The organism is Hungatella sp. (assembly GCF_046966825.1).
This window is the reverse complement of the sequence record NZ_JBKVCZ010000027.1, coordinates 27874-53260: the sequence shown is the minus strand read 5'-3', so window position 1 is coordinate 53260 and position 25387 is coordinate 27874. Positions and strand designations below refer to the sequence as shown.

Below are 25387 nucleotides of genomic sequence, written 5' to 3'. Positions count from 1 at the left end.
ACAGTCATAGTTATCATTACACAATCCCCACAGTTTATGGTGAAACTGTGGGGATTTTAAGATTCATATTACTTTTCTGATATTGACAGGCTTCGTAACCAACTGCTGGAACAGAACGGGAACCAGAAGCCGCTTGAACGGGAAGCTGTTGCTCAGATGACTTTGTGAAGTGAAGAACTTTAAATAGAGGGTATTAAAGTTACTGAAAATATGATATAATGTAACATAACTTTGGGTATTTATTTAGAAAAACAAATGTAACCCCTTTCCTCTTTGCAGATGGAAGGCGGAATCGAAAAAAATAAGTAAAAAACAGGAAGGATGTGACATATGAATATCAGGGAATCCACGGAATCCTGGGAAGCAGAAGCTTTAAGCCCTTACGCCTCACTCAGCAGGAATTCGAGAGGAAGGGAAAGGGAGGAAGAACCGTGTGATATACGGCCCGTCTATCAGCGGGACCGGGACCGGATTATCCACTGTAAGACATTTCGCAGGCTGAAGCATAAGACGCAGGTATTTCTGGCGCCGGAAGGCGACCATTACCGGACGCGCCTTACCCATACCCTGGAAGTATCTCAGATTGCAAGGACCATTGCCAGGGCGCTGCGCATGAACGAGGATCTGACTGAGGCCATCGCGCTGGGGCACGATCTCGGACATACGCCCTTCGGCCATTCAGGGGAAGCGGTCCTGAACAAGATCTGTTCGGAAGGCTTTGCCCACTACCGGCAGAGCGTCCGGGTTGTGGAGGTCCTGGAAAAGAACGGAAGAGGCCTTAATCTAACCTGGGAAGTGCGCGACGGCATCTTAAACCACAGAACGAGCGGAAGCCCATCCACGCTGGAAGGAAAGATTGTACGGCTTTCCGATAAGATCGCCTACATCAATCACGATATCGATGATGCGATCCGCGCCAGGATGTTTGTGGAGGAAGATCTGCCGGAGTGCTATACGGAGGTTCTCGGGCACAGCGTGCGGGAACGTCTGAATAACCTGATCCATGATATTATCCGAAACAGCTATGAGAAGCCGGAGATTATCATGTCCCCCCACATGGAGGAAGCCATGCAGGGGCTTCGCACCTGGATGTTTGAGAACGTATACCGGAGCGACGTACCCAAGGCGGAGGAAGGAAAGGCGCAGCATCTCATTGTGATGCTGTTTAACTATTATATGGAGCATACGGATAAGCTCCCGGCGGAATACCACTATCTGATGGATGTACGCCACGAAAACCGTGAACGCGTGGTATGCGATTACATAGCGGGGATGAGTGACAGCTACGCCATCGACAAGTTCGAGGAGCTGTTCGTCCCAAAGGCCTGGAAGGATATCTGACAGTTAAGGGAATCAGGGAGGTGTGAAATTTCATGCGATATCCGGAAGAAGTAGTAGAAGAAGTCAGAATGAAAAACGATATCGTGGATGTGATTTCAGGTTACGTGAAGCTGCAGAAGAAGGGAAGCAACTACTTTGGACTCTGCCCGTTTCACAATGAGAAATCACCTTCCTTTTCCGTGTCGCCCTCCAAACAGATGTATTACTGTTTTGGCTGCGGCGCCGGAGGCAATGTGATTACGTTTGTGATGGAATATGAGAATTATTCCTTTATGGAAGCGCTTCAGATGCTGGCCGACAGAGCCGGCGTGGCGCTCCCGAAGCAGGAGTACAGCAAGGAAGCAAAAGAGGCCGCGGATCTGCGGACGGCCCTGCTGGAGATTAACCGCATGGCGGCAAATTATTACTATTTCCAGCTTACGAATCCGCAGGGCGAGGTGGGTTACCGGTATTTGAGGGACAGGCAGCTGGCCGACGATACCATACGCCACTTCGGACTCGGCTTTGCCAATAAGACCAGTGACGATCTGTACCGGTATTTAAGGGCAAAGGGATACGACGACAAGATTTTAAAGGAGACAGGTCTGGTCACCATCGAGGAGCGCGGAGCCCATGACAAGTTCTGGAACCGTGTTATGTTCCCCATCATGGATGTGAACAACCGTGTCATCGGTTTCGGCGGCCGTGTGATGGGCGCAGGGGAACCGAAATACTTAAACTCTCCGGAGACGAAGCTGTTCGATAAGAGCCGGAATCTCTACGGCCTTAACTATGCAAGACTTTCCAGGGAAAAATACATATTAATCTGCGAAGGCTATATGGATGTCATCGCCATGCACCAGGCCGGCTTCACCAATGCGGTGGCGTCGCTGGGAACGGCCTTTACGACGCAGCATGCGGCGCTGTTAAAACGCTACACGGATAAGGTGGTTTTAACGTACGACAGCGACGGAGCGGGAACGAAGGCGGCCCTGAGGGCGATTCCGATTCTGCGCGACGTGGGCATGTCCATCCGGGTGCTGAACATGCAGCCGCATAAAGACCCCGACGAGTTCATCAAGAACATGGGGGCCGAAGCGTTCCGTGAACGGATCGAGCAGGCGAGAAACAGCTTTTTATTTGAAATCGACGTTTTAAAGAGAAACTACGAGATGGATGACCCCGAACAGAAGACCGAGTTCTATAACCAGGTGGCGAAGAAGCTCTGTGAGTTTCCGGAGGCCCTGGAGCGGGAGAACTATTTAGAGGCCGTGTCCCGGGAATTTTTCATCAATTACGAAGATTTAAAACGTCTGGTAAACCGCATGGGAGCGAGACTGGGTCCGGTGGCTCCGCGGGAGGAAGAAGAGAATACTGCAGGAAAGAAGAAAAAGGACAGGGAAGACGGAAGAAATCAGTCCCAGAGGCTTCTCCTCACATGGCTGATCGAGAATCCGTTCCTGTTTGACAAGATAGAGGGAATCATCACTCCCGATGATTTTATTGAAGATCTGTACCATCAGGTAGCCAAGATGGTATTTGACGGACACGCCGCCGGGAATTTGAATCCGGCAGAAATCCTGAATCATTTTATTAACGATGAAGAACAGTACCGGGTGGTTGCGGGACTTTTTAATGCGAGCCTGAAAGAATCCCTGGATAATGAAGAACAGAAGAAGGCATTTTCAGAAACGATCATGAAGGTGAAAAAGAACAGCCTCGATTATGCCAGCCGCAACGCAGCGGGGATCGAGGAGCTGCAGAGAATCATAAAGGAGCAGGCGGCGCTGAAAGATCTGCATATTTCACTGGATTAGGGTGAACACTATAGGCAAGCTGTGGAAGGATGGAAGAACATGGGCGAGAATGTTAAGAGAACGGCAGAGAAGCTGTCATCATCAAAGAAGGTGGACGAGGCCAGGGAGGCAGAACTGAGGGCCGCAGAAGAACTGGCTGCATTTGAGGAAAAGTTAAATCAGCTGCTTCTGCTGGCGAAAAAGAAAAAGAATGTTCTGGAAAATCAGGAAGTGCTCGATTTCTTTACTGGCACTACGCTGGATGCAGACCGGCTGGACCAGATCTATGATTTCCTGGAAACGAATAAAGTGGACGTTCTTCAGATCAATGAAGACGAGGACCTGGAGCTGGATCCCGATTTATTTATCGAGGAAGAGCTGGAGGAAGAGGAAGAAATCGATATGGAGCACATCGATCTCTCTGTTCCGGAGGGCGTCAGCGTTGAGGACCCTGTCCGCATGTATTTAAAGGAGATCGGCAAGGTTCCGCTTTTATCCAGTGATGATGAGATTGAACTGGCCAAGAAGATTGAGCTTGGAGATGAACTGGCCAAGGAGAAGCTGACGGAAGCCAACTTAAGGCTGGTCGTCAGCATTGCCAAACGGTATGTGGGACGCGGCATGCAGTTCCTTGATCTGATTCAGGAGGGAAATTTAGGGCTCATCAAGGCGGTGGAAAAGTTCGATTACAGGAAGGGCTATAAATTCAGTACTTATGCGACCTGGTGGATTCGTCAGGCGATCACGCGTGCGATTGCAGACCAGGCCCGTACCATCCGGATTCCCGTTCATATGGTGGAGACCATTAACCGTCTCGTACGGGTTTCAAGGCAGCTTTTGCAGGAGCTGGGCAGGGAACCGTCGCCGGAAGAGGTCGCTTTGAAAGTGGACATGCCGGTGGAACGGGTGCGGGAGATCATGAAGGTATCCCAGGAGCCGGTATCCTTAGAGACGCCGATCGGCGAAGAGGAAGACAGCCATTTGGGCGACTTTATTCAGGACGATCAGGTGGCGGTTCCGGCGGACGCGGCTACCTTTACCATGCTTCACGAGCAGCTTATGGAGGTCCTTGACACCCTGACAGAGAGGGAGCAGAAGGTACTTCGCCTGCGGTTCGGTCTCGACGACGGAAGACCGAGGACGCTGGAAGAGGTGGGCAGGGAGTTCAACGTGACGAGAGAGCGAATCCGTCAGATTGAGGCCAAGGCCCTGCGGAAGCTCCGCCACCCAAGCCGGAGCAAAAAGCTGAAAGATTATTTAGACGACTGATATTGGAGCTGTATATATGAAATTATCAAAACGGTTAGAAACAGTTGCTTCCTTTGTTCCCAAAGGAAGCAACATTGCTGATATAGGGACGGACCACGGTTACGTTCCCATTTACTTAGTCAGGGAAGGTCAGGCGGAGCACGCGGTAGCCATGGATGTGAGAAAAGGCCCGCTGGAACGCGCCAGAGCCCATGTGGAGGCTGCTGGACTCGGAAGCCGGATTGATGTGCGCTTAAGCGACGGCCTGGCGGGGCTAAAACCAGGGGAAGCGGACTGCGTCGTGATCGCGGGTATGGGCGGGGAACTGATCATACATATTCTGGAAGAAGGGCGGAGGCTGTGGGACACCATCGGATACTGGGTCCTTTCCCCGCAGTCAGAACTGGATAAAGTGCGCCGTTTCCTGGAAAAAGAGTCATTTTCCATTGCTCGGGAGACTATGATGAAGGAAGATGGAAAATACTATACGGTGATGGGGGTGACACGGGACGGCATTTCCTGGGATTATACCTCCGAGCCGCATTACCTGTACGGAGGACGGCTGATCCGGCAGAAGAGTCCCGTTCTCGCAGAATTTCTTAAGAAGGAACAGGAACAGCTGGAACAGATTCTGGATACACTGAAGGACAGCGACACGCCGGCGGCCTTAAATCGCCGCGGGGAGATGGAAGCCATGCTGGCCTGGAACAAGGAGGCACAAGATGAAATGCTTGGAACTGATACAGAAGCTTGAGACACTGGCGCCGTCTGGCTGCGCCTGTGATTGGGATAATGTGGGCCTGCTCGTCGGATGGAAGGAGCAGGAGATTCACAGGATCTTAATCGCACTGGATGCCACAGACGAGGTGGTGGAGGAAGCCATTCGGATGCGGGCCGATCTTCTGCTCACACACCATCCGCTTATTTTTAAACCGCTAAAAAAAGTCAATGACGATGATTTCATTGCCCTCAGGGTGATGAGTTTAATCCAGTACAATGTGAATTATTACGCCATGCACACCAATTTCGACGCGGCTCCCGGCTGTATGGCGGATATTGCCGCCGGGCGGCTGGGCCTTCTGGGACCGGATGTTTTGGAGGTGATGGGCACCATGGAGATCGACGGAAAGCCTGTTCCATATGGTATCGGCAAGGTGGGAACGCTTCCTTATGCGATGACATTAAAGGAACTGGCCCTGTTCGTCAAGGAGCGGTTCGGTCTGCCGTTTATTACCGTTTACGGGGAACACTCGGTGAAGGAGACGGTAACGCGTGTGGCGATTGCTCCCGGCTCTGGAAAGAGCTCCATTGCGTACGCGGAAAAGGCCGGCGCCGAAGTCCTGATCACAGGCGATATCGGGCATCATGAAGGCATCGATGCGGCGGCGAATCATCTGGCGGTTCTGGATGCCGGACACTATGGACTGGAGCATCTGTTTATCGGATTTATGGCGGATTACCTGGAACGGGAGTATGGAGACAGCCTTGAGATCCACAAAACAGCGGCGGCATTTCCTGCAGCCGTACTCTAATACTGCAGCAAGGAGGTATCAGATGGCATTAGTAACAATCGGTGATGTAACAAAAGAATATCCGAACGGAACGACGTACTTGGAGATTGCGGAGGAATATCAGCCGCAGTACGAGGACGACATTCTGCTTGTGCGGATCAACGGTAAGCTTCGGGAGCTTCATAAAAAGGTAAAGTTTGACTGCAGGCTGGAATTTTTCACAGGAAGGGACCAGCCGGGAATCCAGACGTACCACAGAAGCGCTACGTTCCTGATGCTGAAAGCATTTTACGACGTGGTGGGAGCGGAGAAGATCGAGAAGGTCACAGTGGATTTTTCCCTCGGAAAAGGCTACTATATTGAGCCACATGGAAGTTTTGCGCTGACAAAAGAGCTGATTGACCGTGTGAAGGCCCGGATGCATGAGTACGTGGAAGAGAAGATTCCCATCATGAAGCGGAGCGAGAATACGGACGATGCGATTGAACTGTTTCACAGACACCGCATGTATGACAAGGAACGGCTGTTCCGCTACCGCCGCGTCTCCCGCGTCAACATCTACAGCATCGGCGGTTTTGAAGATTACTACTACGGCTACATGGTGCAGAATACCGGCTATATCAAGTATTTTGATCTGGTTTTATACGACGACGGCTTCATGCTGATGCTCCCTCAGAAGGAGAATCCCAAGGAGGTTCCCATTTTTGAGGCGGAGAAGAAACAGAAGCTTTTCCAGGTGTTAAAGGAAAGTGTGAAATGGGGCGAGCGCCTGAACGTCTCCCATGTCGGGGAGCTGAACGAGGTGATCGCGAAGGGAGACATAAGCCGGCTGATCCTGATTCAGGAGGCTCTCCAGGAAAAGAAGGTTGCGGAGATCGCGGAGAAGGTCACGTATGAACGGGATAAAAAGTTCGTCATGATCGCAGGCCCGTCATCTTCCGGAAAGACCTCCTTTTCCCACCGGCTGTCCATCCAGCTGAAGGCACAGGGGATGATCCCCCATCCGATCGGTGTGGATGATTACTTTGTCAACCGGGCTGACAGCCCTAAGAATCCAGACGGAAGCTATAACTACGAGGTGCTGGAGTGCCTCGATGTAGAACAGTTTAATAAGGATATGATGGCCCTTCTGGCCGGAGATACCGTCGAGATGCCGCGCTATAATTTCAAAACAGGGATGCGGGAATACCACGGAGACATGTTAAAGCTGGGCAGAGACGACATCCTGGTAATCGAGGGAATCCACTGCTTAAATGACCGGCTGTCCTATTCCCTTCCGGCGGAAAGCAAATTCCGCATTTACGTCAGTGCGCTGACGCAGCTCAACGTTGACGAGCATAACCGGATTCCTACCACCGACTGCCGCCTGCTGCGGCGTATGGTCCGGGATGCAAGGACGAGAGGCGCATCTGCTCAGGATACGATCCGTATGTGGCCGACGGTGAGACGTGGGGAAGAGCAGTATATCTTCCCGTTCCAGGAGTCCGCCGATATGATGTTTAACTCCGCCACGGTATATGAGCTGGCAGTTTTAAAGCAGTATGCGGAACCGCTTCTGTTTGGAATCCCCAGGGATTCGGAAGAGTATATGGAAGCCAAACGTCTGCTTAAGTTCCTGGATTACTTTCTGGGCGTAAACAGCGAGACTATTCCCAATAACTCGATTATACGGGAATTTATCGGAGGAAGCTGCTTCCGTGTATGACAGCAGCCTCCGAATACAAAAGAAAATGGATTGTAAAGTGAGGAAGTAAACGTGGAACTGGCTGTTATTACTGCGGAAAAGATAAGCGTCATGTTTGTCATGGCGCTTATTGGGATGATTTGTTACCGGATTGGTCTGATAAGCGGACACACCAATGAGAAGCTATCGGATATTCTTCTTCTATTGGTGTCGCCGCTGCTTATTTTTACATCCTATCAGCAGGCCTTCGATCCGGAGAAGCTAAACGGGCTGCTGGCCGCGTTCTTTATGGCGGCGGTCAGCCACGCAGTGGCCATCGCGATCGCGTCCTTTCTGGTGAAAAAGGGAAGAACGGACTGGGAGGTCGAGCGGATATCCTCGATCTACTCCAACTGCGGTTTTATGGGGATTCCGTTGGTGAGCGCACTTTTCGGAGCCGACGGCGTTTTCTATGCGACCGCCTACATAACGGTGTTCAACGTTCTGGTGTGGACCCACGGAGTCATCCTGATGACCGGGAAACAGGATTTTAAATCATTTTTGACGGCCCTTCGATCGCCCTGTATCGTGGCAGTGGTTCTGGGGCTGTTCTGTTACCTTGCGCGCATCCGGTTTCCCGCGGTTATTCTGGAGCCGCTTACAGCGATTGCCGATATGAATACGCCGTTGGCCATGCTGGTAGCCGGTGTCTCCATCGCAGGAAGCGATATCCGCGCACTGCTCATGAAGGTGCAGATCTATTACATCTGTGCCATCCGTCTGCTCGTCATACCGGTCGCGGTCCTTCTGGTGCTGAAGGCTTTCCGGCTCGACGATATGGTCACGACGGTAGTTGTTCTGGCCACATCCTGCCCAACTGCTACCACCGGTACACTTTTCGCCCTGAAATTCCACCGGAATTCCGGTTACGCCTCTGAGATATTCGGTTTGGCCACGGCAAGCTCCATCGTGACGATCCCGGTTATGATGCTTTTGTGCGGTTTGATAAGGATATAGAGAACTGGTCTTTACAAAATCCCAAATCTATGGTAAACTAACAACGTTTTGAGTAAGACAAATGGCCGCAGCTGTAATGCCGAAAGGCTGCAGATGAGGAAAGTCCGGGCTTCACAGGGCAGGATGCCAGATAACGTCTGGCGGAGGCGACTCCAGGGAAAGTGCAACAGAAATATACCGCACCGGCATGCCGGTGTAAGGGTGGAAAGGTGGTGTAAGAGACCACCGCTCTCCTGGTAACAGGAGGGGTCCATGTAAACCCCATTCGAAGCAAGACCGAACAGAGAGCATAAGGCGGCCCGCCTGCTTTCGGGTAGGTTGCTTGAGCCTGCCGGCGACGGCAGGCCTAGATAGATGGCCATTCAACGACATAACCCGGCTTATCGTCTTACTCAAAATATGAATGAAAAAGCCCTCTGCCATGCGGGCCTGCATTCCGTTTTTTTGCAGGTCCATGCGGCAGAAGGCTTTTTTATTTCACAGGATTTTAATATTTAAGGTTTATAATAGCACTCAGTAAATCCTGGAAGGTTGTGACAATATTGAAACAAAAGAGAATGCATAAGAGACAGATGCTGATCTGTCTGGCGGTTTTGGCGATGCTGTCCTGGATAACGTTTCACATTCTGTTCAAGGACCACTCGCCGGAAGCGCTGTACGAAGTTTTTTCCAGGGCAGACTGGAGATTTGTGGGGCTTGGCGTGGCCTGTATGGCCGTCTATCTGATCTGTGAGGCGGAAAGCATCAGGACCCTGATGGGGGCGTTTCAGACGAAGGTTCCGTTTCTTCGGTCGGCCGGGTATTCGTTCGCTGATTTTTATTTCAGCGCGATCACCCCGTCTGCAACCGGGGGACAGCCCATGCAGCTTTACTATATGACGCGGGATGGATTCGGCTTTGCCCAGAGTTCCTTTTCCCTCCTTACGCTGGCCGCGGTATACCAGCTGATGGTTCTGGTGTACGGCGTGGTCATGGTAATCGTGAAGTATCCGTATGTACAGAGCCAGAGCCGTCTGATCAAGTGGCTGCTCCTATTCGGCATCGCAGTGAACGGCATCTGTTCCCTTGGCATCCTGCTGGTGATTCTAAAGAGGGCGCTGGTGGAGCGCATTGCAATGATTGGCATTACGATTGCGGTGAAATTGAGAATCATTAAGGACAGAAAGAAGATGGAGCGGAAGGCGGAGCACCTGATTGACGAGTACAGCAGGGGCGGCGAATGCTTCCGCAAGTATCCGCTGGTCTTCGTGAAAGTGGTAATTTTGACGGCGCTGAGGCTGACGGCGCTGTTTATGATCCCGTATTTTGCCTGTCTGGCTCTTGGGATCGGAGATTTGGGGCCGTTTGAGTTTCTGGCGGTCCAGGCCATACTAAGCCTGGCGGTAACTGCGGTTCCGCTGCCGGGATCAGTCGGCGCATCGGAGGGCAGCTTCATGCTTTTATACAGCGGCGTGGTGGCGGCAGGCAATGTATTTCCCATGATGATGCTGAGCAGGGGAATCAGTTTTTACGGCTTTCTGGCCGTCAGCGGCGCGGCGACCCTGCTCCTTCAGTTCTGGAAGGCGGGATATACAAAAGAATATACATAATCCATACAGTTGGCTGGGACAGGCTCCGGCCAGCTGCATTTTTTTGTGTAATAGAAAAACACATCTTACAGGCGAAAAAATACCACTTACCGCGTTTGGTGAGACAAATCAGAAGGGGTGGTATACAATGACATCAGAAGGGAGGAAGAATATGAAAATTATCATCGAACCGGGAGACATGGAAGAGCCGGAGGTCATCATACGCGGACGAAGCGGAAGCGAGGAAGTCAGGCAGCTGCTGGAGCTTTTAGGCGGCGCGGGAGGTATTTCCCAGATACCGCTGTATGCGGAAGAGAAGGAATACTTTTTCAGGCCGGAGGAGATCAGTTATTTTCTCACGGAGGGCGGAAAAGTCAGCGCATATCTGGTATCCGGAGTCTATGAGGCAAAAGGAAGGCTCTATGAGCTGGCCCGGCAGCTTCGCCACAGGGGATTTATTCAGATCAGCAAAAGTACCGTGATCAACGCAGCTATGGTCGCTTTTGTGGAGGTGGAGTTCAGCGGGAATTACACCGCATTTTTAAAAGATGGAAAGACAAAGCTGCTCATTTCCAGAAACTACATGAAGGATTTTAGAAAATATATTATGGAGGGAAGATAATATGAAACGATTGGAAGGATTTTTGACGTATCTGTTTACAGGAATTGGAATCGGGGCCGTTGTGTGTACGGTGTCCCTGGCAGTTATGGGCGGCATGGATGGAACGCTTAAGCAGATTCTCGTATGGCTGGCGGCGTCCGCGCTGTTTACGGTTATTTCCCATATTATGTGTATGGATTTTGGCAATCTGCTGATCCGTACCGTTATTCATTTCTGCCTCTGTTTTGCCCTGGCGGTGACAGTTGGAACGTTTCTTAACTATTCTGCCAGCTGGATTTCCAGCGCCAGAGTGATGCTGCCTGCATTCCTTGTCATTTATGTGATTATCTATGTGGGAACATTCCTGGTGCGGCTGGCCGAGACGAAGGAGCTGAATAAAAAGCTGAGCAGATAAGAAATAACAGGTTTTCAGAAAGTAAAAAAGAATCATGACAGTGCCAGTTCCCCTGTCATGATTCTTTTTGTTTTATTTGGAGTACTTTTCCTCGCAGTACATGCAGCGGTAGGTCTCGGTCTCCGAATCCGCAAGATAGAAGATATGCGGCAGCTCCTGCTCGATGGAGGTGATGCAGCGCGGGTTCCTGCAGTGGATCACATTGGTGATCTTTTTCGGAAGCTTCAAGGTTCTCTTTTCCGCAATCTGATTATCCCGGATAATGTTGACCGTGATGTTGTGATCGATGTAGCCGAGAATGTCGAGATCGATGTGGTCCAGGCCGCCCTCGATCTTAATGATGTCCTTGCGTCCCATCTTGTTGCTTCTTGCATTCTTGATAATCGCTACCTGGCAGTCTAACTTGTCCAGTCCCAGGTTATAGTAGATGTCCAGGCTCTTGCCGGCCTGAATATGGTCTAATACGATGCCTTCGTTTAATCCGCTGATATTTAACATGGTTTTTCTACCTCCAGTAATGTCATAATAAGGGCCATGCGCACGTATACGCCGTACTGGGCCTGTTTAAAGTAGGCGGCTCTCGGGTCGTTGTCTACTTCTACGGATATTTCGTTGACCCTGGGAAGCGGGTGAAGAACGTACATGTCCTCCTTGGCAAGCTTCATCTTGTTCTTATCGAGAATGTAGCAGTCTTTCAAACGAATGTAATCTTCCTCGTTGAAGAAACGTTCCTTCTGTACGCGGGTCATGTAGAGAATGTCGAGAGAAGGCATGGCCTCGTCTAAGCTGTCCATTTCCACAAATTCGATGTTGTTCGCTTTTAAAACGTCTTCCCTGATGTATTCCGGTACACGCAGCTCCGGCGGGGAAATGAGGACGAACTTAATGTTCTCATAGCGAACCAGGGCGTTGATCAGGGAGTGAACGGTGCGGCCGAACTTTAAATCGCCGCAGAGGCCAATGGTCAGGTCATGAAGACGGCCCTTTAAGGAACGGATTGACAGCAAGTCCGTGAGTGTCTGGGTCGGGTGCTGATGGCCGCCGTCACCGGCGTTGATGACCGGAATTCCGGAATGGGTGGCGGCAACTAACGGAGCGCCCTCCTTCGGATGTCTCATGGCGCAGATATCGGCGTAGCAGGAAATGACACGGATCGTATCGGCCACGCTCTCGCCTTTTGCTGCCGAGCTGGAATCGGCAGAAGAAAAGCCGAGTACGCTGCCACCTAAATTTAACATGGCTGCTTCAAAACTCAAACGAGTTCTTGTACTTGGCTCATAAAATAATGTCGCTAATTTTTTTCCGTCACATACGTGGGAATATTCCGAAAGGTGATGTTCAATATTGTCTGCCAGATCGAGCAGCTGACCGGTTTCTTCCACACTAAAGTCTAATGGGTTTAATAAATGTCTCATAAGAATCTCCTTTATCCAATGTCTTATACAATCCGCATTTTGAATGGGAATCAAAATGACAGGGCAGCAGTGCTGCTGAATTCTTTACCCATTATATAGTATCTTATAAAATATTTCCATAGTTTTTTACAAAAAAAGTGCCTGTAAGGAATATTTAAGGAACTTTAAGAAAATTAAGGAAGACCGGATGGAAAACCTGTTGTATAATGGCAGTATGAGAAAAGAAGGGCGCTAAGTGCTCATAGTGAGGAGGTATCTGCTTTGGCGGAAGAAAACAGGGAAGAGAAGAGTAAGAAGATACCTATGATTCAGGTGAAAAATCTCTACAAAGTATATAAAGTCGGCGACACCAGGGTCTATGCCTTGGGAGGGGTCGACTTTACGATATATAAAGGAGAATTTTGTGCGATTGTCGGACCGTCCGGTTCCGGAAAGTCTACTCTTCTTAATATGATGGCCGGATTGGAGAAGCCCTCGAAGGGGGAGATTCTCATTGCCGGGAAACATATCGAGAAGCTGACGGAGAACCAGCTGGTCGCCTTCCGGCGGAAGCATGTGGGCTTCATCTTTCAGTCCTATAATCTGCTTCAGACGATGAACGCCGTAGAGAATGTGGCTCTGCCGCTCTCTTTCCGGGGAGTCCCGAGGAAGAAGCGGAACGAGAAGGCAGTAAAGTATATTAAGCTGGTCGGCCTGGAGAAGCAGATGAAGCACATGGCCAACGAGATGTCCGGCGGACAGCAGCAGCGAGTGGGAATCGCCAGGGCCCTGGCCGTGGACCCGCAGATCATTTTCGCGGATGAGCCTACCGGTAATCTGGATTCGAAGACGACGAAGGAGATTCTGGGGCTGATGAGGAAGATTGTGCGGGAGCAGAATCAGACGCTTGTCATGGTAACCCATGATAATTATATTGCCGGCTTTGCCGACCGGCAGTTACATATAGTAGACGGCAAGATCTTCAAGATCGAAGAACAACACCATGATGATACCGAGGAGGATACAGAGAATGAAGAAGAGAGGTAATAGGGTACTGGCAGGTCTGCTTGCCGTACTGGTAGTGCTGGGGGCTGTGCCGCTTCAGTCGATGGGGGCGCAGTACGGGATACAAAGGAATACGTATCTTGATGTTAAGAAGACGCCGACTGGAAAGACCGGTCAGAATATGACGATTAATATGATATTCGGCAACGGTGATGGAACCAGGGATTTCCGGAGGGCCTCCGTAAAGTTTGATGACAGCGCGGTGGACAGCGAATTCGACGCGGCGGAAGATCCGGATGAAGATACCAGGTATAATGGTTCCATCTTTCCCTTTGAAATTACTTCCGATATTTTTGACGCCAAAGTAATTGGGCCTGTTAAGGCAGGCGCGACCAAAAACGTTTCCTTATCTGCCAGAGTCAGAAGAGATATTGCCGAAGGCTATTATTCCGTACCGATTATCATCGAGGATAGTGGTGACTACGTTACGACCGACCACATCAACGTCTGGATCACAAAGTCCAGCGGGACCACGGAATCGGGAGACGACGACGGATCGATCCGTTTTGAGCTGGGGGAAAACCAGTCCACCCCATCCGGCCAGTATCCGGATGTGATGAATTTTACCGTAAACTTACGCAACGCGTCGAATATTACGGCATTTGATGTCAATGTTCGCATGGGATTAAGCGAAGACAGCACAAAATTCCCCTTTAACATCAATGACGGAAATTACGTGAGGCATTTTGACCGGGTCGGCGGCGGTGAGAGCCAGGAGGTATCCTACAGTATGGCTATCCGCAAGGAGTCGTACACCGGATACTATCCGATCACCTTTACGATCGAATACAGAGACAGCACCGAGGGCGATATTCAGAAAGCGGAATCCATCTTCTACGTACACGTTCAGAACAAGGACAAGGAAGAGGAGACGGGAGAGTTTAACGCCAACGACAGAACGAAGGCCAGACTGATCGTCGACGGATTCCAGACGATTCCGGAGGTGGTTTACGCAGGCGATGATTTCGACCTGATTCTCCGCATGAAGAACGCATCCGAGAACGTGGCTGCCAGCAACATCTTATTTACCCTGGAATCCGAGAAGGTGACGGACAGCGCGGTATTTACCACAGACTCCGGTTCCTCCTCCATCGTGGTGAATTCCCTGGCGGCAGGACAGAGCACAGAGCTTAAGATCCGTATGAAGGCAGGGGCCTGGGTGGATCAGAGAACCTACGCCATTACGATCAATGAGAAATACGACAGCCCGGAATTCAAGAACGCCGAGGAGAAAGTAACGGTGGACATTCCGGTGAAGCAGATGGCCCGGCTTAACACCGGCACCATCGATATCATGCCGGACTCCATCTCTGTCGGAGCGGAATCCAATGTCATGTTCCAGATCAACAACACAGGCAAAGTCCTTCTTTATAACGTGATGGTCACCTTCTTGGGCGATTCCGTCCAGAAGACAGACGCCTATGTGGGCAATATCAAGCCGGGAGACTCCGGCAGCGTGGACGCCATGCTGTCAGGCATCGCCCCCACTGCGGATGACGGCAAGATCAAGATTATGATTACCTATGAGGATGAGAACGGAGTAGTCAGCGATCCGATCGAAAAAGAGATGACGCTCATGGTAACGGAGGCTGTGGATCAGGACTTCGATATGTCGGATGACATGGGCACGTTTCCGGCGGACGCGGAACCGACAGGCATTAAGAAATACCAGAAGTTCATAATTCCAGCGGTGATCGTAGTGCTTGTGGCCGGCACCGCGGCAGGCATTATCCTTGTTAAGAGACGGAAAAAGAAGAAGGCAGCAGAGGAAGAGGAAATAGACGATGAGATTTAGTGATTTGCTTTCCATGAGTGTGAACAATTTAAGACGGAGAAAGCTCAGGACATTCCTGACCGTTCTGGGGGTTGTCATCGGTACAGCCTCCATCGTGGTCATGGTCTCTTTGGGTATCGGTTTAAATGAACTCACCATGGAGCAGATTGCCTCCTACGGCAGCCTGACGGAGATATCCATCTATTCTGACGCCATGTGGGGCGGTTCCGATGACGGAAAGGATCCGAAGTATATGACGGATGAGGTCATGGACCAGTTTCGAAGGCTGGACCACGTGAAAACAGTCTCGCCGATCCTGTCGACGTACGTTATCATGCGTCAGGGCGTCTACCAGGCGAATGTCAACCTTACCGGTGTGACAAAGGAATATATGGAAAAGATCCCCTTAAAGGAGGGGACTGTGCCGGACACCAGCGGCAATGAGCTTCAGATGGTGGTCGGCAACATGGTGCCCAGACAGTTTTATAATCCGAAGTCCAGGAGCAACCGGTACGGCATGAGCGGAGACGACGTCCCGGATATCGACTTTATAAATAAGCCGATTTTCGTGATTTTCGATACGGATGCCTATTATCAGAGCCAGAACGGAAGCACGACGGAGGGAGGAACTCCGGTCAAGGCTCCCAAGAAGTATTTGCTGCCGACCTCGGGCCTGGTGGAAGGCGGCCTGGAGGACTGGAACAACTACAGCTACAGTGTGTATGTGGACATCGACATGCTGAAATCTCAGCTAAAGCAGGTATTTAAGAAGAAACCGATTCCAAACCAGCCGACGAATAAGAAGGGAAAGCCCTTTAATTACTTCGTCTACGAGCAGGCGGTGGTGGAAGTGGATGATATGAAGAACGTCACCGAAGTGCAGAAGATTATTAACGACATGGGATTCCAAGCCAACAGCAACATGGACTGGCTGGAACAGTCCCAGAAGCAGTCCAATATGGTGCAGGCCGTGCTGGGCGGCATCGGCGCCGTGTCCCTGTTTGTAGCGGCCATCGGCATTGCCAATACCATGATGATGTCGATCTATGAGCGTACGAAGGAGATCGGTATCATCAAGGTCCTCGGATGCGACATGGGCAATATCAGGAACATGTTCCTGCTGGAATCCGGTTTTATCGGTTTCATGGGAGGTGTGATCGGAATTATCTTAAGCTATGGAATCTCCTTTATTGCCAATAAGTTTTTATCCGGCCAGTTTCTGGTAGGCATAGAAGGAGATTTATCGAGAATTCCACCGTGGCTTTCGGTATCGGCAGTGGGATTTGCCATATTCGTCGGTATGGCGGCAGGCTTCTTCCCGTCACTGAGAGCCATGAAGCTAAGCCCGCTTGCGGCAATCCGGAACGAGTAGGAAGTACGGGAAAAAATACTTGCATTTCAGACCGGAATATTATATGATATGTGACAGAGTGACGTGCGACTGGCGGATAAGTGGAGAGATACCACGGGGAGCACGTTCGATAAGAAGCCGACCGCCTGGGCACCGCTTTTGGGGTATCCAGGCGGTTTTTTATTTCACAGGAAAGTTTGTCCTATGATTTCGGACGATACCACTATTTAGGAGGAAAGAAGATGAACATGATTTCACTGAAGGACGATTTGAGAGGCAATTCCTATCCGGGAAGAGGGATTATCATCGGAAAGACACCGGATGGAACGAAGGCGGTGGCTGCTTACTTTATTATGGGAAGAAGCGAGAACAGCCGCAACCGTGTATTCGTGGAGGACGGGGAGGGAATCCGTACCCAGGCATTCGATCCGGCGAAGCTTACCGATCCCAGCCTGATCATCTACGCACCTGTCCGTGTTCTTGGGAATAAGACGATCGTGACCAATGGAGACCAGACAGATACGATCTATGAGGGCATGGATAAGCAGATGACATTCGAGCAGTCCTTAAGAAGCCGTGAGTTTGAGCCGGACAGCCCCAACTATACGCCCCGGATCTCTGGAATTATGCATGTGAAGGGCTGTACGGACTGTGATGTCCAGGAGAAGGGCCATTATAATTATGCCATGTCCATCTTAAAGAGCAGCAACGGAAATCCTGATTCCTGCTGCCGCTATACATTTGCCTACGAGAATCCTGCTGCCGGAGAGGGCCATTTCATCCATACGTATATGCATGACGGCAATCCGCTTCCAAGCTTTGAAGGCGAGCCCAAACGGGTGGAGACCATCGACGACATCGACGCGTTCACCAGCCTGCTGTGGGAAAATTTAAACGAGGACAACAAGGTATCCCTGTTTGTACGGTATATTACGATTGCCACAGGTGCGTATGAGACACGCATTGTGAATAAAAACCAGTAATTCTTTATACAAAAGGAGAAAAAGCGATGAACGAATTAGAACTGAAGTATGGCTGCAACCCAAATCAGAAACCGTCCAGAATCTTCGTGAAGAACGGAGATCTGCCGATCGAAGTGCTGAGCGGTCGTCCGGGCTATATTAATTTCATGGATGCCTTCAACGGCTGGCAACTGGTAAAAGAACTGAAAGAGGCGACAGGACTTCCGGCCGCGGCTTCCTTTAAGCATGTGTCTCCGGCGGGAGCGGCCGTGGGCCTTCCGCTGGACGAGACGTTAAGAAAGATTTACTGGGTAGACGATATGGGAGAGCTCTCGCCCTTAGCCAGCGCCTATGCCAGAGCGAGAGGCGCGGACCGCATGTCTTCCTTCGGTGATTTTATCTCCCTGTCCGACGTCTGTGATGCAGATACGGCCAGGATCATCAAGCGGGAAGTCTCCGACGGCGTCATCGCTCCCGGATATGAGCCGGAGGCACTGGAGATATTAAAGTCCAAGAAGAACGGCAATTACAATGTCATCGCCATCGATCCCGCGTACAGACCGGAGCCGATCGAGCGCAAGCAGGTGTACGGCATTGTATTCGAGCAGGGAAGAAACGAACTGAAGATCGATGAGGAACTGTTAAAAGAAGTCGTGACTTCCAATAAAGAGATTCCGGATTCCGCGAAGATCGATCTGATCATCTCCCTGATCACCTTAAAATATACCCAGTCCAACTCTGTCTGCTTCGCAAAGGGTGGCCAGGCCATCGGCATCGGCGCAGGACAGCAGTCCCGCGTTCACTGTACGAGACTGGCAGGAAACAAGGCGGATAACTGGTTCCTGCGTCAGTGCCCGAAGGTCTTAAATCTGTCCTTTGTCGACAACATCCGCCGCGCGGACCGCGACAATGCGATTGATGTCTACATCGGCGAGGACTATATGGATGTGCTTGCAGACGGCAGATGGGAGAGTATTTTCAAGGAAAAACCAGAGGTATTTACAAAAGAGGAGAAGAGAGCGTGGCTGGACAAGATGACAGATGTAGCCCTCGGCTCCGATGCGTTCTTCCCCTTCGGTGACAACATTGACCGGGCGTATAAGAGCGGCGTGAAGTATGTGGCTCAGCCAGGCGGATCTGTCCGTGACGATCAGGTGATCGAGACGTGTGACAAATACGGCATGGCGATGGCATTTACGGGGATCCGTCTGTTCCACCACTAAGAATCTGCGTTTTAGCGGAGACAAAAGAGGACAAAAGAAAAGACAAAAAACGAGGCAAAGTATTGACAAACCGAAGATATTTGATAAAATATTAGTGGTTCATCGGAGGGATATAAATCGTTTGAATTTTATATGCCGGATAAGATGTCAGGTGGAAATCCTGATATTTTATCCGGCTTTTTTACGTAGTAAAGAAAGCTCAGGAGGTACCTTTATATGAATTCAACCACTCAAAACACACTGACAGAGGGAAAACTGGCCCCGGCGCTTCTGCGCTTTGCCGTTCCATTTCTCATCTCAAACTTTCTCCAGGCCTTATATGGAGCCGTCGATTTATTTGTCGTGGGACAGTTTTCGACTTCCGCGTCCGTATCTGCCGTGGCGATCGGCAGCCAGGTGATGCAGACGGTCACCTGGATCATCCTGGGAATATCCATGGGCGGGACCGTACTGATCGGTCAGAAGATCGGAGAGAAGAACCAGGAAGGCGCGGCGGAGGCTATAGGCTGCGTCGCCGTCTTATTCTACCTGATGGCCCTTGTCTTAACCCCGCTGATGCTGCTTGCCGTTAATGGGGCTGTAGCCTTGATGAAAACCCCGCCGGAGGCGGTCAGCGCGGCGCGCAGCTATATCTTCATCTGTTCCTGCGGACTTCCGTTTATCACCGGATATAACGGCGTCAGCGGTATTTTCCGCGGGATCGGGGATTCACGGACGCCGGTCATCTTCATCGGCCTGGCCTGCATCGTCAATGTCATCGGCGATTTCCTGTTCACCGGCTGGATGGGCATGGGCGCAGCCGGAGCGGCCCTCGCCACGGTTATCGCCCAGGCAGTCAGCTTCCTGGCGGCTCTGGCATATATGTATAAAAAAGGATTTTCCTTCCCCTTTGGACGGCGTCACTTAAGACTCCGCAGAAAACCGGCCGCTGCCATCCTAAAGGTAGGATTTCCGCTTGCCCTGCAGGACGCGCTGGTCAACGTCTCATTCCTGATTATCACGACGATCATCAACACCATGGGACTGACCGCGTCCGCCGCCGTGGGAGTCGTGGAGAAGATCATCTCCTTTGCCATGCTGCCTCCAAGCGCCATCGCATCGGCAGTGACCACGGTGACTGCGCAGAACATCGGGGCGAAGAAGCCGGAGCGGGCGAAGCGGGCGCTCTGGTATGGGATCGGCTTTTCCCTGATCTTTGGGATTGCGGTCTGTATTTTTGTCCAGTTTTTTGCGCCGCTGGTCACGGCCGTGTTCTCCAGGGACGAGGCCGTCATACAGGCGGCGGCCCAGTACCTCCGGTCATACTCCTATGACTGCATCCTGGTCAGCTTCGTGTTCTGCATCAACTCGTATTTCAGCGGCAGGAGCAACGCGCTGGTCCCGTTTATCCACAGCATGATCGCTACCTTTCTTGTCCGGATTCCGGCGACCTACGGCTTCAGCCTGATCGCAGGGGACAGCTTATTCCCCATGGGACTTGCCGCGCCGCTGGCTTCCTTCGTGTCCATCGTCATCTGTTTCGGCTATATGAGGTGGGAAGAGACGCGAAAAAGGTAAAAACGAGGGAAAATAAAAAGAAGTATAAGCCTATATTTTTTGTAAAAGCACTTTAAAAGGAAAGACGGCATAAAATGAGAGTAAGTAAGTTTTAAGGCGGCTTTCTTTGAAAACTTTTCCCAAACCTTTAACTGCGCGAGAGGAACGAGAGTGTCTGGAACGATACCAGGAAGGGGATCAGGAGGCGAGAGCCACACTCATCGAGCGGAATATGCGTCTGGTAGCGCATGTGGCCAAGAAGTATCAGAATACGGATTATGATATGGAGGACCTCCTGTCTGTCGGAACCATCGGTCTGATCAAGGCCGTCAATACGTTTCACACGGACAGGGGGTCAAGACTCGCCACCTATGCCGCGAAGTGTGTGGAAAATGAAATCCTCATGCTCCTTCGTGCTAATAAAAAATATTCAAAAGAGGTGTCTTTATTTGAGCCCATCGGAGTAGACAAGGATGGTGAGACCGTCAGCCTGGTGGATGTCATAGAGATGGAGAACAAGGAGGCTCTGGAGACCATCATCCTGAGCCAGGACATCAAGGAACTGTACGATGCGTTTGACCACTGTCTCAGAGACACGGAAAAAAAGGTGATCGGCATGCGGTACGGACTATACGGAGGAAAGGAGCACACCCAGCGGGAGATCGCTGATATGTTAGGAATATCCAGGTCCTATGTCAGCCGGATCGAGAAGAAATCCATTGAAAAATTACGTATGGAATTCGAGAAAAACAATAAAAAATCAGGAATTATTAAATAAGTATAAAAAATGTCTAAATAATTTGTTGACTTTTTCCTAGAGTTCTGGTATAGTATGAATTAAGTTAATACGAGATGGATTGTTACTGGTAAGCAGGCAAAACCAATTTTGATCAATGAAAATATAATTTTATTTTCGCTGGCAAAATTGGTTTTTTTATTTGTAGGTGAAGTATGAAAATTGACAAGATTATCAACAATAACATTGTCAGTGCCATAGAAGCGGATGGAAAAGAAGTCGTTATCATGGGCCGGGGACTGGGATTTGGAATGAAGCCCGGAAAAGAGATTCCGGAGGGAAAGATCGAGAAGGTCTTCCGGTTAGACAGCCAGAACAGCACGGATAAGTTTAAAGAGCTGTTGGCGAATCTGCCTCTGGAGCACATTCAGGCATCCACGGAGATCATCAATTATGCGAAAAGCGTGTTGAACCGGCGTTTGAACCAAAGCATCTATATTACACTGACAGATCATATTAATTTTGCCATCGAACGATTTAAAGAGAAGATGATGTTTACCAATCCGCTGTTAAACGAGATCAAGACGTTCTACAAGGAAGAGTACTTAATCGGCGAGTACGCCGTGGCCCTGATTGAGCGAAGGATTGGAATTACACTTCCGGTGGACGAGGCGGGATTTATCGCGCTTCATATAGTAAATGCCGAATATAATACAGCCATGCGGGACACGATTGATATTACAACCTTAATTCAGAATGTTGTAAAAATCGTGAAAGAATATTTTTCCATGGATTTAGATGAAACTTCGCTGAATTACCAGCGTTTTGTCACGCATCTTCGTTTCCTGGCTCAGCGGATTATCGGAGGAGAGATGCTAAACAGTGATAATCCGGAATTCAACCAGCTGATCAGTCAGATGTATCCGGAAGAATACGCATGCAGTCTGAAGCTGAAGGATTATATCCAGGTGACCTACCACCATGATGTGACCGAGGAAGAAACGGCATATCTGGCTGTCCATATTAAGAGAATAAGAATTTAAGGAGAAGAAAGGAGATTGAGGAAACATGTTTAGTTCATTGAAAAAGATGTTTTCAGGAGGCGAGAAGGAGAGAGAGAAGATCCTTGCGCCGGTAGAAGGAAAGGCGGTACCGTTAAGCGAGGTCAGCGACCCGACCTTCAGTCAGGAAATACTGGGAAAGGGTATTGCCATCATTCCGGAAAAGGGAAGAATCGTGGCTCCGGCCAGCGGTGTTCTGACCGTTATGTTTGAGACAAAGCACGCAGTCAGCGTAACGACTGACGGAGGCGCTGAGATCATCGTCCATGTGGGCCTTGATACCGTAAATTTAAAGGGAGAGCACTATACCTCCTATAAGAAGCAGGGCGAGCATGTCAAGGCGGGAGAGCTCCTTGTGGAGTTTGACATCGACGCGATCAAGGAAGCTGGCTACGATGTGATCACACCAATCATCGTATGCAACACGCCAAATTATCCGGATATGGTATGCCATACCGGCATGCAGGTTAAGGAACTGGATCCGATTATCGAATTATAGGGCTGGAGATCTATGAGGGAGTTCTTATATGAAGTGAAAGACCCTATGGGCTTTCACGCAAGGCCGGCTTCACGGCTGTTCATGAAGGCGAGAGAATACGAATGCCGGATTGACGTTGCCGCGGAAGGGGAAACGGTGGATGGAAAGAATCTTCTCGCTCTGATGAGTCTCGAGATCAGAGAAGGAGAGATGCTTCGGTTCCGGTTCGAGGGAACCGATGAGGAAGAGGCGGAGAAAGCACTTTTAGAGGTGCTGGACCAGATATGATTTGAACCTGTGATGGGCACAGGATCAGATAAATAATGTCCGTTAGGACAAAAAAGAAAGGGGTTTCTTTATTATGATGAAGTATTTGCAAAGACTTGGTAAATCATTGATGCTCCCCGTAGCGTGTTTACCTGCAGCTGGTATCCTGATGGGTATTGGTTACTGGATTGACCCGAATGTAATGTCGGGACTCGGTACGCCAAGCGCGCTTTCGTTCTTCCTTGTGAAGGCAGGCGGTGCGCTGATTGACAACATGGCGATTCTGTTCGCAATCGGTGTTGCAATCGGAATGGCTGATGACAACGATGGTACAGCGGCTTTAGCCGGTATTGTATCATGGCTGATGATTCAGCAGATTCTTTCACCTGCAGTAGGTTCCTTAAAGGGAATTGATGTATCAGAAGTAAATGCAGCATTCTCAAAATCAATAATCAGGCTATCGGTATCTTAAGTGGTTTGATTGGCGCTACCTGCTATAATCGCTTCAAGAACACGAAGCTTCCGGATGCACTTGCATTCTTCAGCGGTAAACTCAGTGTTGCAATTGTAACGGCTTTGGTATCGATCGTTGCTTCTCTGATTCTGTTCTTTATCTGGCCAATTGTCTATTCTGCACTGGTAGCTTTTGGCGAGTCGATCATCGGTTTAGGCCCGATCGGCGCTGGTATTTACGGCTTCTTCAACAGACTGCTGATTCCGCTCGGATTACATCATGCGCTGAATTCCGTATTCTGGTTTGACGTTGCTGGTATTAACGATCTGTTCAAGTTCTGGGGAACCGTCGATGGTGCGGTTTACGGACAGACAGGTATGTACATGTCTGGTTTCTTCCCAGTCATGATGTTTGGTTTACCGGCTGCAGCTCTTGCCATGTATCAGACAGCAAAACCGGGTAAGAAGAAAAATGCTTATGGTTTATTATTCGCAGCAGCACTTTGTTCCTTCTTTACAGGTGTTACAGAACCTCTGGAATTCGCATTCATGTTCCTTGCACCAGGATTATACTTAATCCATGCTGTATTAACAGGTATTTCACTGGCAGTCACAGCTTTACTTCCAGTCCGTTCCGGTTTCTGGTTCAGCGCAGGTTTCGTTGACTGGTTACTGAGCATGAAGGCTCCAATGGCTGAGAATCCATTGTTTATGCTTCCGTTAGGTTTAGTTTACGGTTTGATTTACTATGTGGTATTCCGTTTTGCCATTGTTAAATTCAACTTTAAGACTCCTGGCCGTGAAGATGATGATGAGTTTGACATGGATGAGTCAAAAGTTACATTAGCCAACAATGATTTTACTCAGATCGCTACAATCATTCTGGAAGGCCTTGGCGGCAAAGAGAACGTAACAAGTGTAGATAACTGCATTACCAGATTAAGACTGGAAATCAAGGACTACACAAAGGTTAGCGAGAAGAAGATTAAATCTGCAGGCGTTGCAGGTGTAATCAGACCAGGAAAGACCAGCGTACAGGTTATTGTTGGTCCTCAGGTACAGTTCGTAGCTGACGAATTCAAGAAACTGTGTAAGTAATCACGATAGAGAGACAGCCGGGCGGGCGACCGTTCCGGCTGTTTTACTATGTAATAGGAAAGTTCATCCTGGGCCGCTGAGGCGACCGCGCTTCGGCGCGGGAGTCCGGCTCGCCGGACTCTTTATTCTACCAAAAAGGGGATTGTCAGGAGGTTTGCCAAAAATAAATGTTAATTTTATGTGAAAAGGCTGAACGAAAGGTAAATTTTGTGGTAGAATAGGGAAAGAAAACAGAACAGCAAAGGAAAATGTGCAGACATGAGAGAGAAAAAAGAAAAGTTACAGGAACAGGAAGAGCCGTTTGATCTGAAAAAAGAAATATTTGAATGGGTGAAGATCATCATTGCAGCTGCGGCGATCGCGTTCTTCCTCAACACCTTCATTATAGCGAACAGCACGGTGCCCTCCGGTTCCATGGAAACGACGATCATGACAGGAGACCGGATTATCGGTTCCAGGCTGGCCTATAAGCTCGGCGGAGATCCTGAGCGGGGAGATATCGTTATTTTCGATCATGAGACAGGACCCGGCAACGAGGAAACACGACTGGTGAAGCGGGTTATCGGTCTGCCCGGAGAGACGGTGGAGATCAGGGACAATCAGCTGTACATTGACGGAGCCCTGCAGGACGAGCCGTATTTGCGGGAGGCGATGGACTCCGACGATTACCATTTTGAAGTGCCGGAGGGCTGTTACCTGATGCTGGGAGACAACCGGAATTACTCCGCAGACGCGAGATACTGGCCGGATCCCTATGTGCCCGAGAAAAAGATACTGGCAAAGGTTCTCTTTCGTTACTATCCCAGAATTGGAAAAATTAAATAATTTTCAGAAATCACTTGACCTTCCA

23 protein-coding genes, 1 other RNA gene, 1 pseudogene and 1 riboswitch are annotated in these 25387 nt (G+C 50.0%); of the genes and pseudogenes, 23 read left to right on the top strand and 2 right to left on the bottom strand.

The genetic code is table 11. From position 1 onward, the window contains the following. The first annotated feature begins 330 nt into the window (after positions 1-330). From ACLTD4_RS11095 to ACLTD4_RS11045, 11 genes are all read left to right on the top strand, one after another. Complete coding sequence (locus ACLTD4_RS11095) at positions 331-1341, top strand: deoxyguanosinetriphosphate triphosphohydrolase (protein WP_002603855.1); 1011 nt, start codon at positions 331-333, stop codon at positions 1339-1341. Between the two features lie 32 nt (positions 1342-1373). Further along, on the top strand, positions 1374-3137 hold the full coding sequence (gene dnaG / locus ACLTD4_RS11090) for a DNA primase (protein WP_002603856.1): 1764 nt from the start codon (positions 1374-1376) through the stop codon (positions 3135-3137). A 39-nt stretch (positions 3138-3176) separates the two neighbouring features. Continuing rightward, a complete protein-coding gene (gene rpoD / locus ACLTD4_RS11085; RefSeq protein ID WP_002603857.1) occupies positions 3177-4385 on the top strand; it encodes an RNA polymerase sigma factor RpoD in 1209 nt (402 codons plus the stop codon). A gap of 16 nt (positions 4386-4401) precedes the next feature. Then, on the top strand, positions 4402-5118 hold the full coding sequence (locus ACLTD4_RS11080) for a tRNA (adenine(22)-N(1))-methyltransferase (RefSeq protein WP_117620591.1): 717 nt from the start codon (positions 4402-4404) through the stop codon (positions 5116-5118). Further along, positions 5087-5896: a Nif3-like dinuclear metal center hexameric protein gene (locus ACLTD4_RS11075; RefSeq protein WP_117620592.1), complete on the top strand. Its 810-nt coding sequence runs from the start codon at positions 5087-5089 to the stop codon at positions 5894-5896. The genes ACLTD4_RS11080 and ACLTD4_RS11075 overlap by 32 nt, the downstream gene beginning before the upstream one ends. Before the next feature lie 22 nt (positions 5897-5918). Beyond that, positions 5919-7580 carry a nucleoside kinase gene (locus tag ACLTD4_RS11070; protein WP_117620593.1) on the top strand — a complete coding sequence of 554 codons (1662 nt, stop codon included), beginning with the start codon at positions 5919-5921 and terminating at the stop codon, positions 7578-7580. 51 nt (positions 7581-7631) lie between these two features. Continuing rightward, on the top strand, positions 7632-8555 hold the full coding sequence (locus ACLTD4_RS11065; protein WP_055652912.1) for an AEC family transporter: 924 nt from the start codon (positions 7632-7634) through the stop codon (positions 8553-8555). A 49-nt stretch (positions 8556-8604) separates the two neighbouring features. Then, an RNA gene (rnpB, locus tag ACLTD4_RS11060) (RNase P RNA component class A) lies at positions 8605-8954 on the top strand. 143 nt (positions 8955-9097) lie between these two features. Continuing rightward, the gene (locus ACLTD4_RS11055) at positions 9098-10144 is read left to right on the top strand and encodes a lysylphosphatidylglycerol synthase transmembrane domain-containing protein (protein ID WP_412331311.1); all 1047 of its coding nucleotides are present in this window, start codon (positions 9098-9100) and stop codon (positions 10142-10144) included. A 151-nt stretch (positions 10145-10295) separates the two neighbouring features. Next, positions 10296-10745: a LytTR family DNA-binding domain-containing protein gene (locus ACLTD4_RS11050; protein ID WP_117620595.1), complete on the top strand. Its 450-nt coding sequence runs from the start codon at positions 10296-10298 to the stop codon at positions 10743-10745. Position 10746: 1 nt separating this feature from the next. After that, positions 10747-11139 carry a DUF3021 family protein gene (locus ACLTD4_RS11045; protein WP_055652910.1) on the top strand — a complete coding sequence of 131 codons (393 nt, stop codon included), beginning with the start codon at positions 10747-10749 and terminating at the stop codon, positions 11137-11139. 72 nt (positions 11140-11211) lie between these two features. On the opposite strand, the gene ACLTD4_RS11040 is transcribed toward ACLTD4_RS11045, so the two are convergent. Continuing rightward, on the bottom strand, positions 11212-11637 hold the full coding sequence (locus tag ACLTD4_RS11040) for an aspartate carbamoyltransferase regulatory subunit (RefSeq protein ID WP_002603865.1): 426 nt from the start codon (positions 11635-11637) through the stop codon (positions 11212-11214). Further along, positions 11631-12554 (bottom strand): aspartate carbamoyltransferase, encoded by a 924-nt coding sequence (pyrB, locus tag ACLTD4_RS11035; RefSeq protein WP_002603866.1) that lies wholly within the window; start codon positions 12552-12554, stop codon positions 11631-11633. Before pyrB ends, ACLTD4_RS11040 begins: the two co-directional genes overlap by 7 nt. 303 nt (positions 12555-12857) lie before the next feature. Between pyrB and ACLTD4_RS11030 the strand changes: the two genes are divergently transcribed. The 12 genes and pseudogenes from ACLTD4_RS11030 to lepB all read left to right on the top strand — a co-directional run bounded on the left by ACLTD4_RS11030 (position 12858) and on the right by lepB (position 25362). Then, the gene (locus ACLTD4_RS11030; protein WP_055653139.1) at positions 12858-13580 is read left to right on the top strand and encodes an ABC transporter ATP-binding protein; all 723 of its coding nucleotides are present in this window, start codon (positions 12858-12860) and stop codon (positions 13578-13580) included. Beyond that, the gene (locus ACLTD4_RS11025) at positions 13564-15393 is read left to right on the top strand and encodes a hypothetical protein (RefSeq protein WP_117620596.1); all 1830 of its coding nucleotides are present in this window, start codon (positions 13564-13566) and stop codon (positions 15391-15393) included. The genes ACLTD4_RS11030 and ACLTD4_RS11025 overlap by 17 nt, the downstream gene beginning before the upstream one ends. Continuing rightward, a complete protein-coding gene (locus tag ACLTD4_RS11020; protein ID WP_055652908.1) occupies positions 15383-16744 on the top strand; it encodes an ABC transporter permease in 1362 nt (453 codons plus the stop codon). Before ACLTD4_RS11025 ends, ACLTD4_RS11020 begins: the two co-directional genes overlap by 11 nt. Positions 16745-16799: 55 nt before the next feature. After that, positions 16800-16882: riboswitch (ZMP/ZTP riboswitch) on the top strand. An 83-nt stretch (positions 16883-16965) separates the two neighbouring features. Next, positions 16966-17706 carry an IMP cyclohydrolase gene (locus tag ACLTD4_RS11015; RefSeq protein ID WP_117620597.1) on the top strand — a complete coding sequence of 247 codons (741 nt, stop codon included), beginning with the start codon at positions 16966-16968 and terminating at the stop codon, positions 17704-17706. 26 nt (positions 17707-17732) lie between these two features. Further along, positions 17733-18908 carry a phosphoribosylaminoimidazolecarboxamide formyltransferase gene (locus ACLTD4_RS11010; RefSeq protein ID WP_117620598.1) on the top strand — a complete coding sequence of 392 codons (1176 nt, stop codon included), beginning with the start codon at positions 17733-17735 and terminating at the stop codon, positions 18906-18908. Positions 18909-19124: 216 nt separating this feature from the next. Next, positions 19125-20465, top strand: coding sequence for an MATE family efflux transporter (locus tag ACLTD4_RS11005; RefSeq protein WP_117620599.1), 1341 nt, complete (start codon positions 19125-19127; stop codon positions 20463-20465). A 106-nt stretch (positions 20466-20571) separates the two neighbouring features. Further along, positions 20572-21222, top strand: coding sequence for an RNA polymerase sporulation sigma factor SigK (gene sigK / locus ACLTD4_RS11000; protein WP_002603873.1), 651 nt, complete (start codon positions 20572-20574; stop codon positions 21220-21222). 173 nt (positions 21223-21395) lie between these two features. Then, a complete protein-coding gene (gene licT / locus ACLTD4_RS10995) occupies positions 21396-22223 on the top strand; it encodes a BglG family transcription antiterminator LicT (protein WP_002603874.1) in 828 nt (275 codons plus the stop codon). A gap of 25 nt (positions 22224-22248) precedes the next feature. Further along, positions 22249-22740: a PTS glucose transporter subunit IIA gene (locus tag ACLTD4_RS10990; protein ID WP_117620600.1), complete on the top strand. Its 492-nt coding sequence runs from the start codon at positions 22249-22251 to the stop codon at positions 22738-22740. Between the two features lie 12 nt (positions 22741-22752). Beyond that, entirely contained in the window at positions 22753-23007 is a 255-nt protein-coding gene (locus ACLTD4_RS10985; RefSeq protein WP_002603876.1) for an HPr family phosphocarrier protein, read from the top strand. Positions 23008-23080: 73 nt separating this feature from the next. Continuing rightward, a pseudogene (nagE, locus tag ACLTD4_RS10980) lies at positions 23081-24537 on the top strand (N-acetylglucosamine-specific PTS transporter subunit IIBC). 258 nt (positions 24538-24795) lie between these two features. Further along, complete coding sequence (lepB, locus tag ACLTD4_RS10975; protein ID WP_055652904.1) at positions 24796-25362, top strand: signal peptidase I; 567 nt, start codon at positions 24796-24798, stop codon at positions 25360-25362. Positions 25363-25387 lie beyond the last annotated feature (25 nt).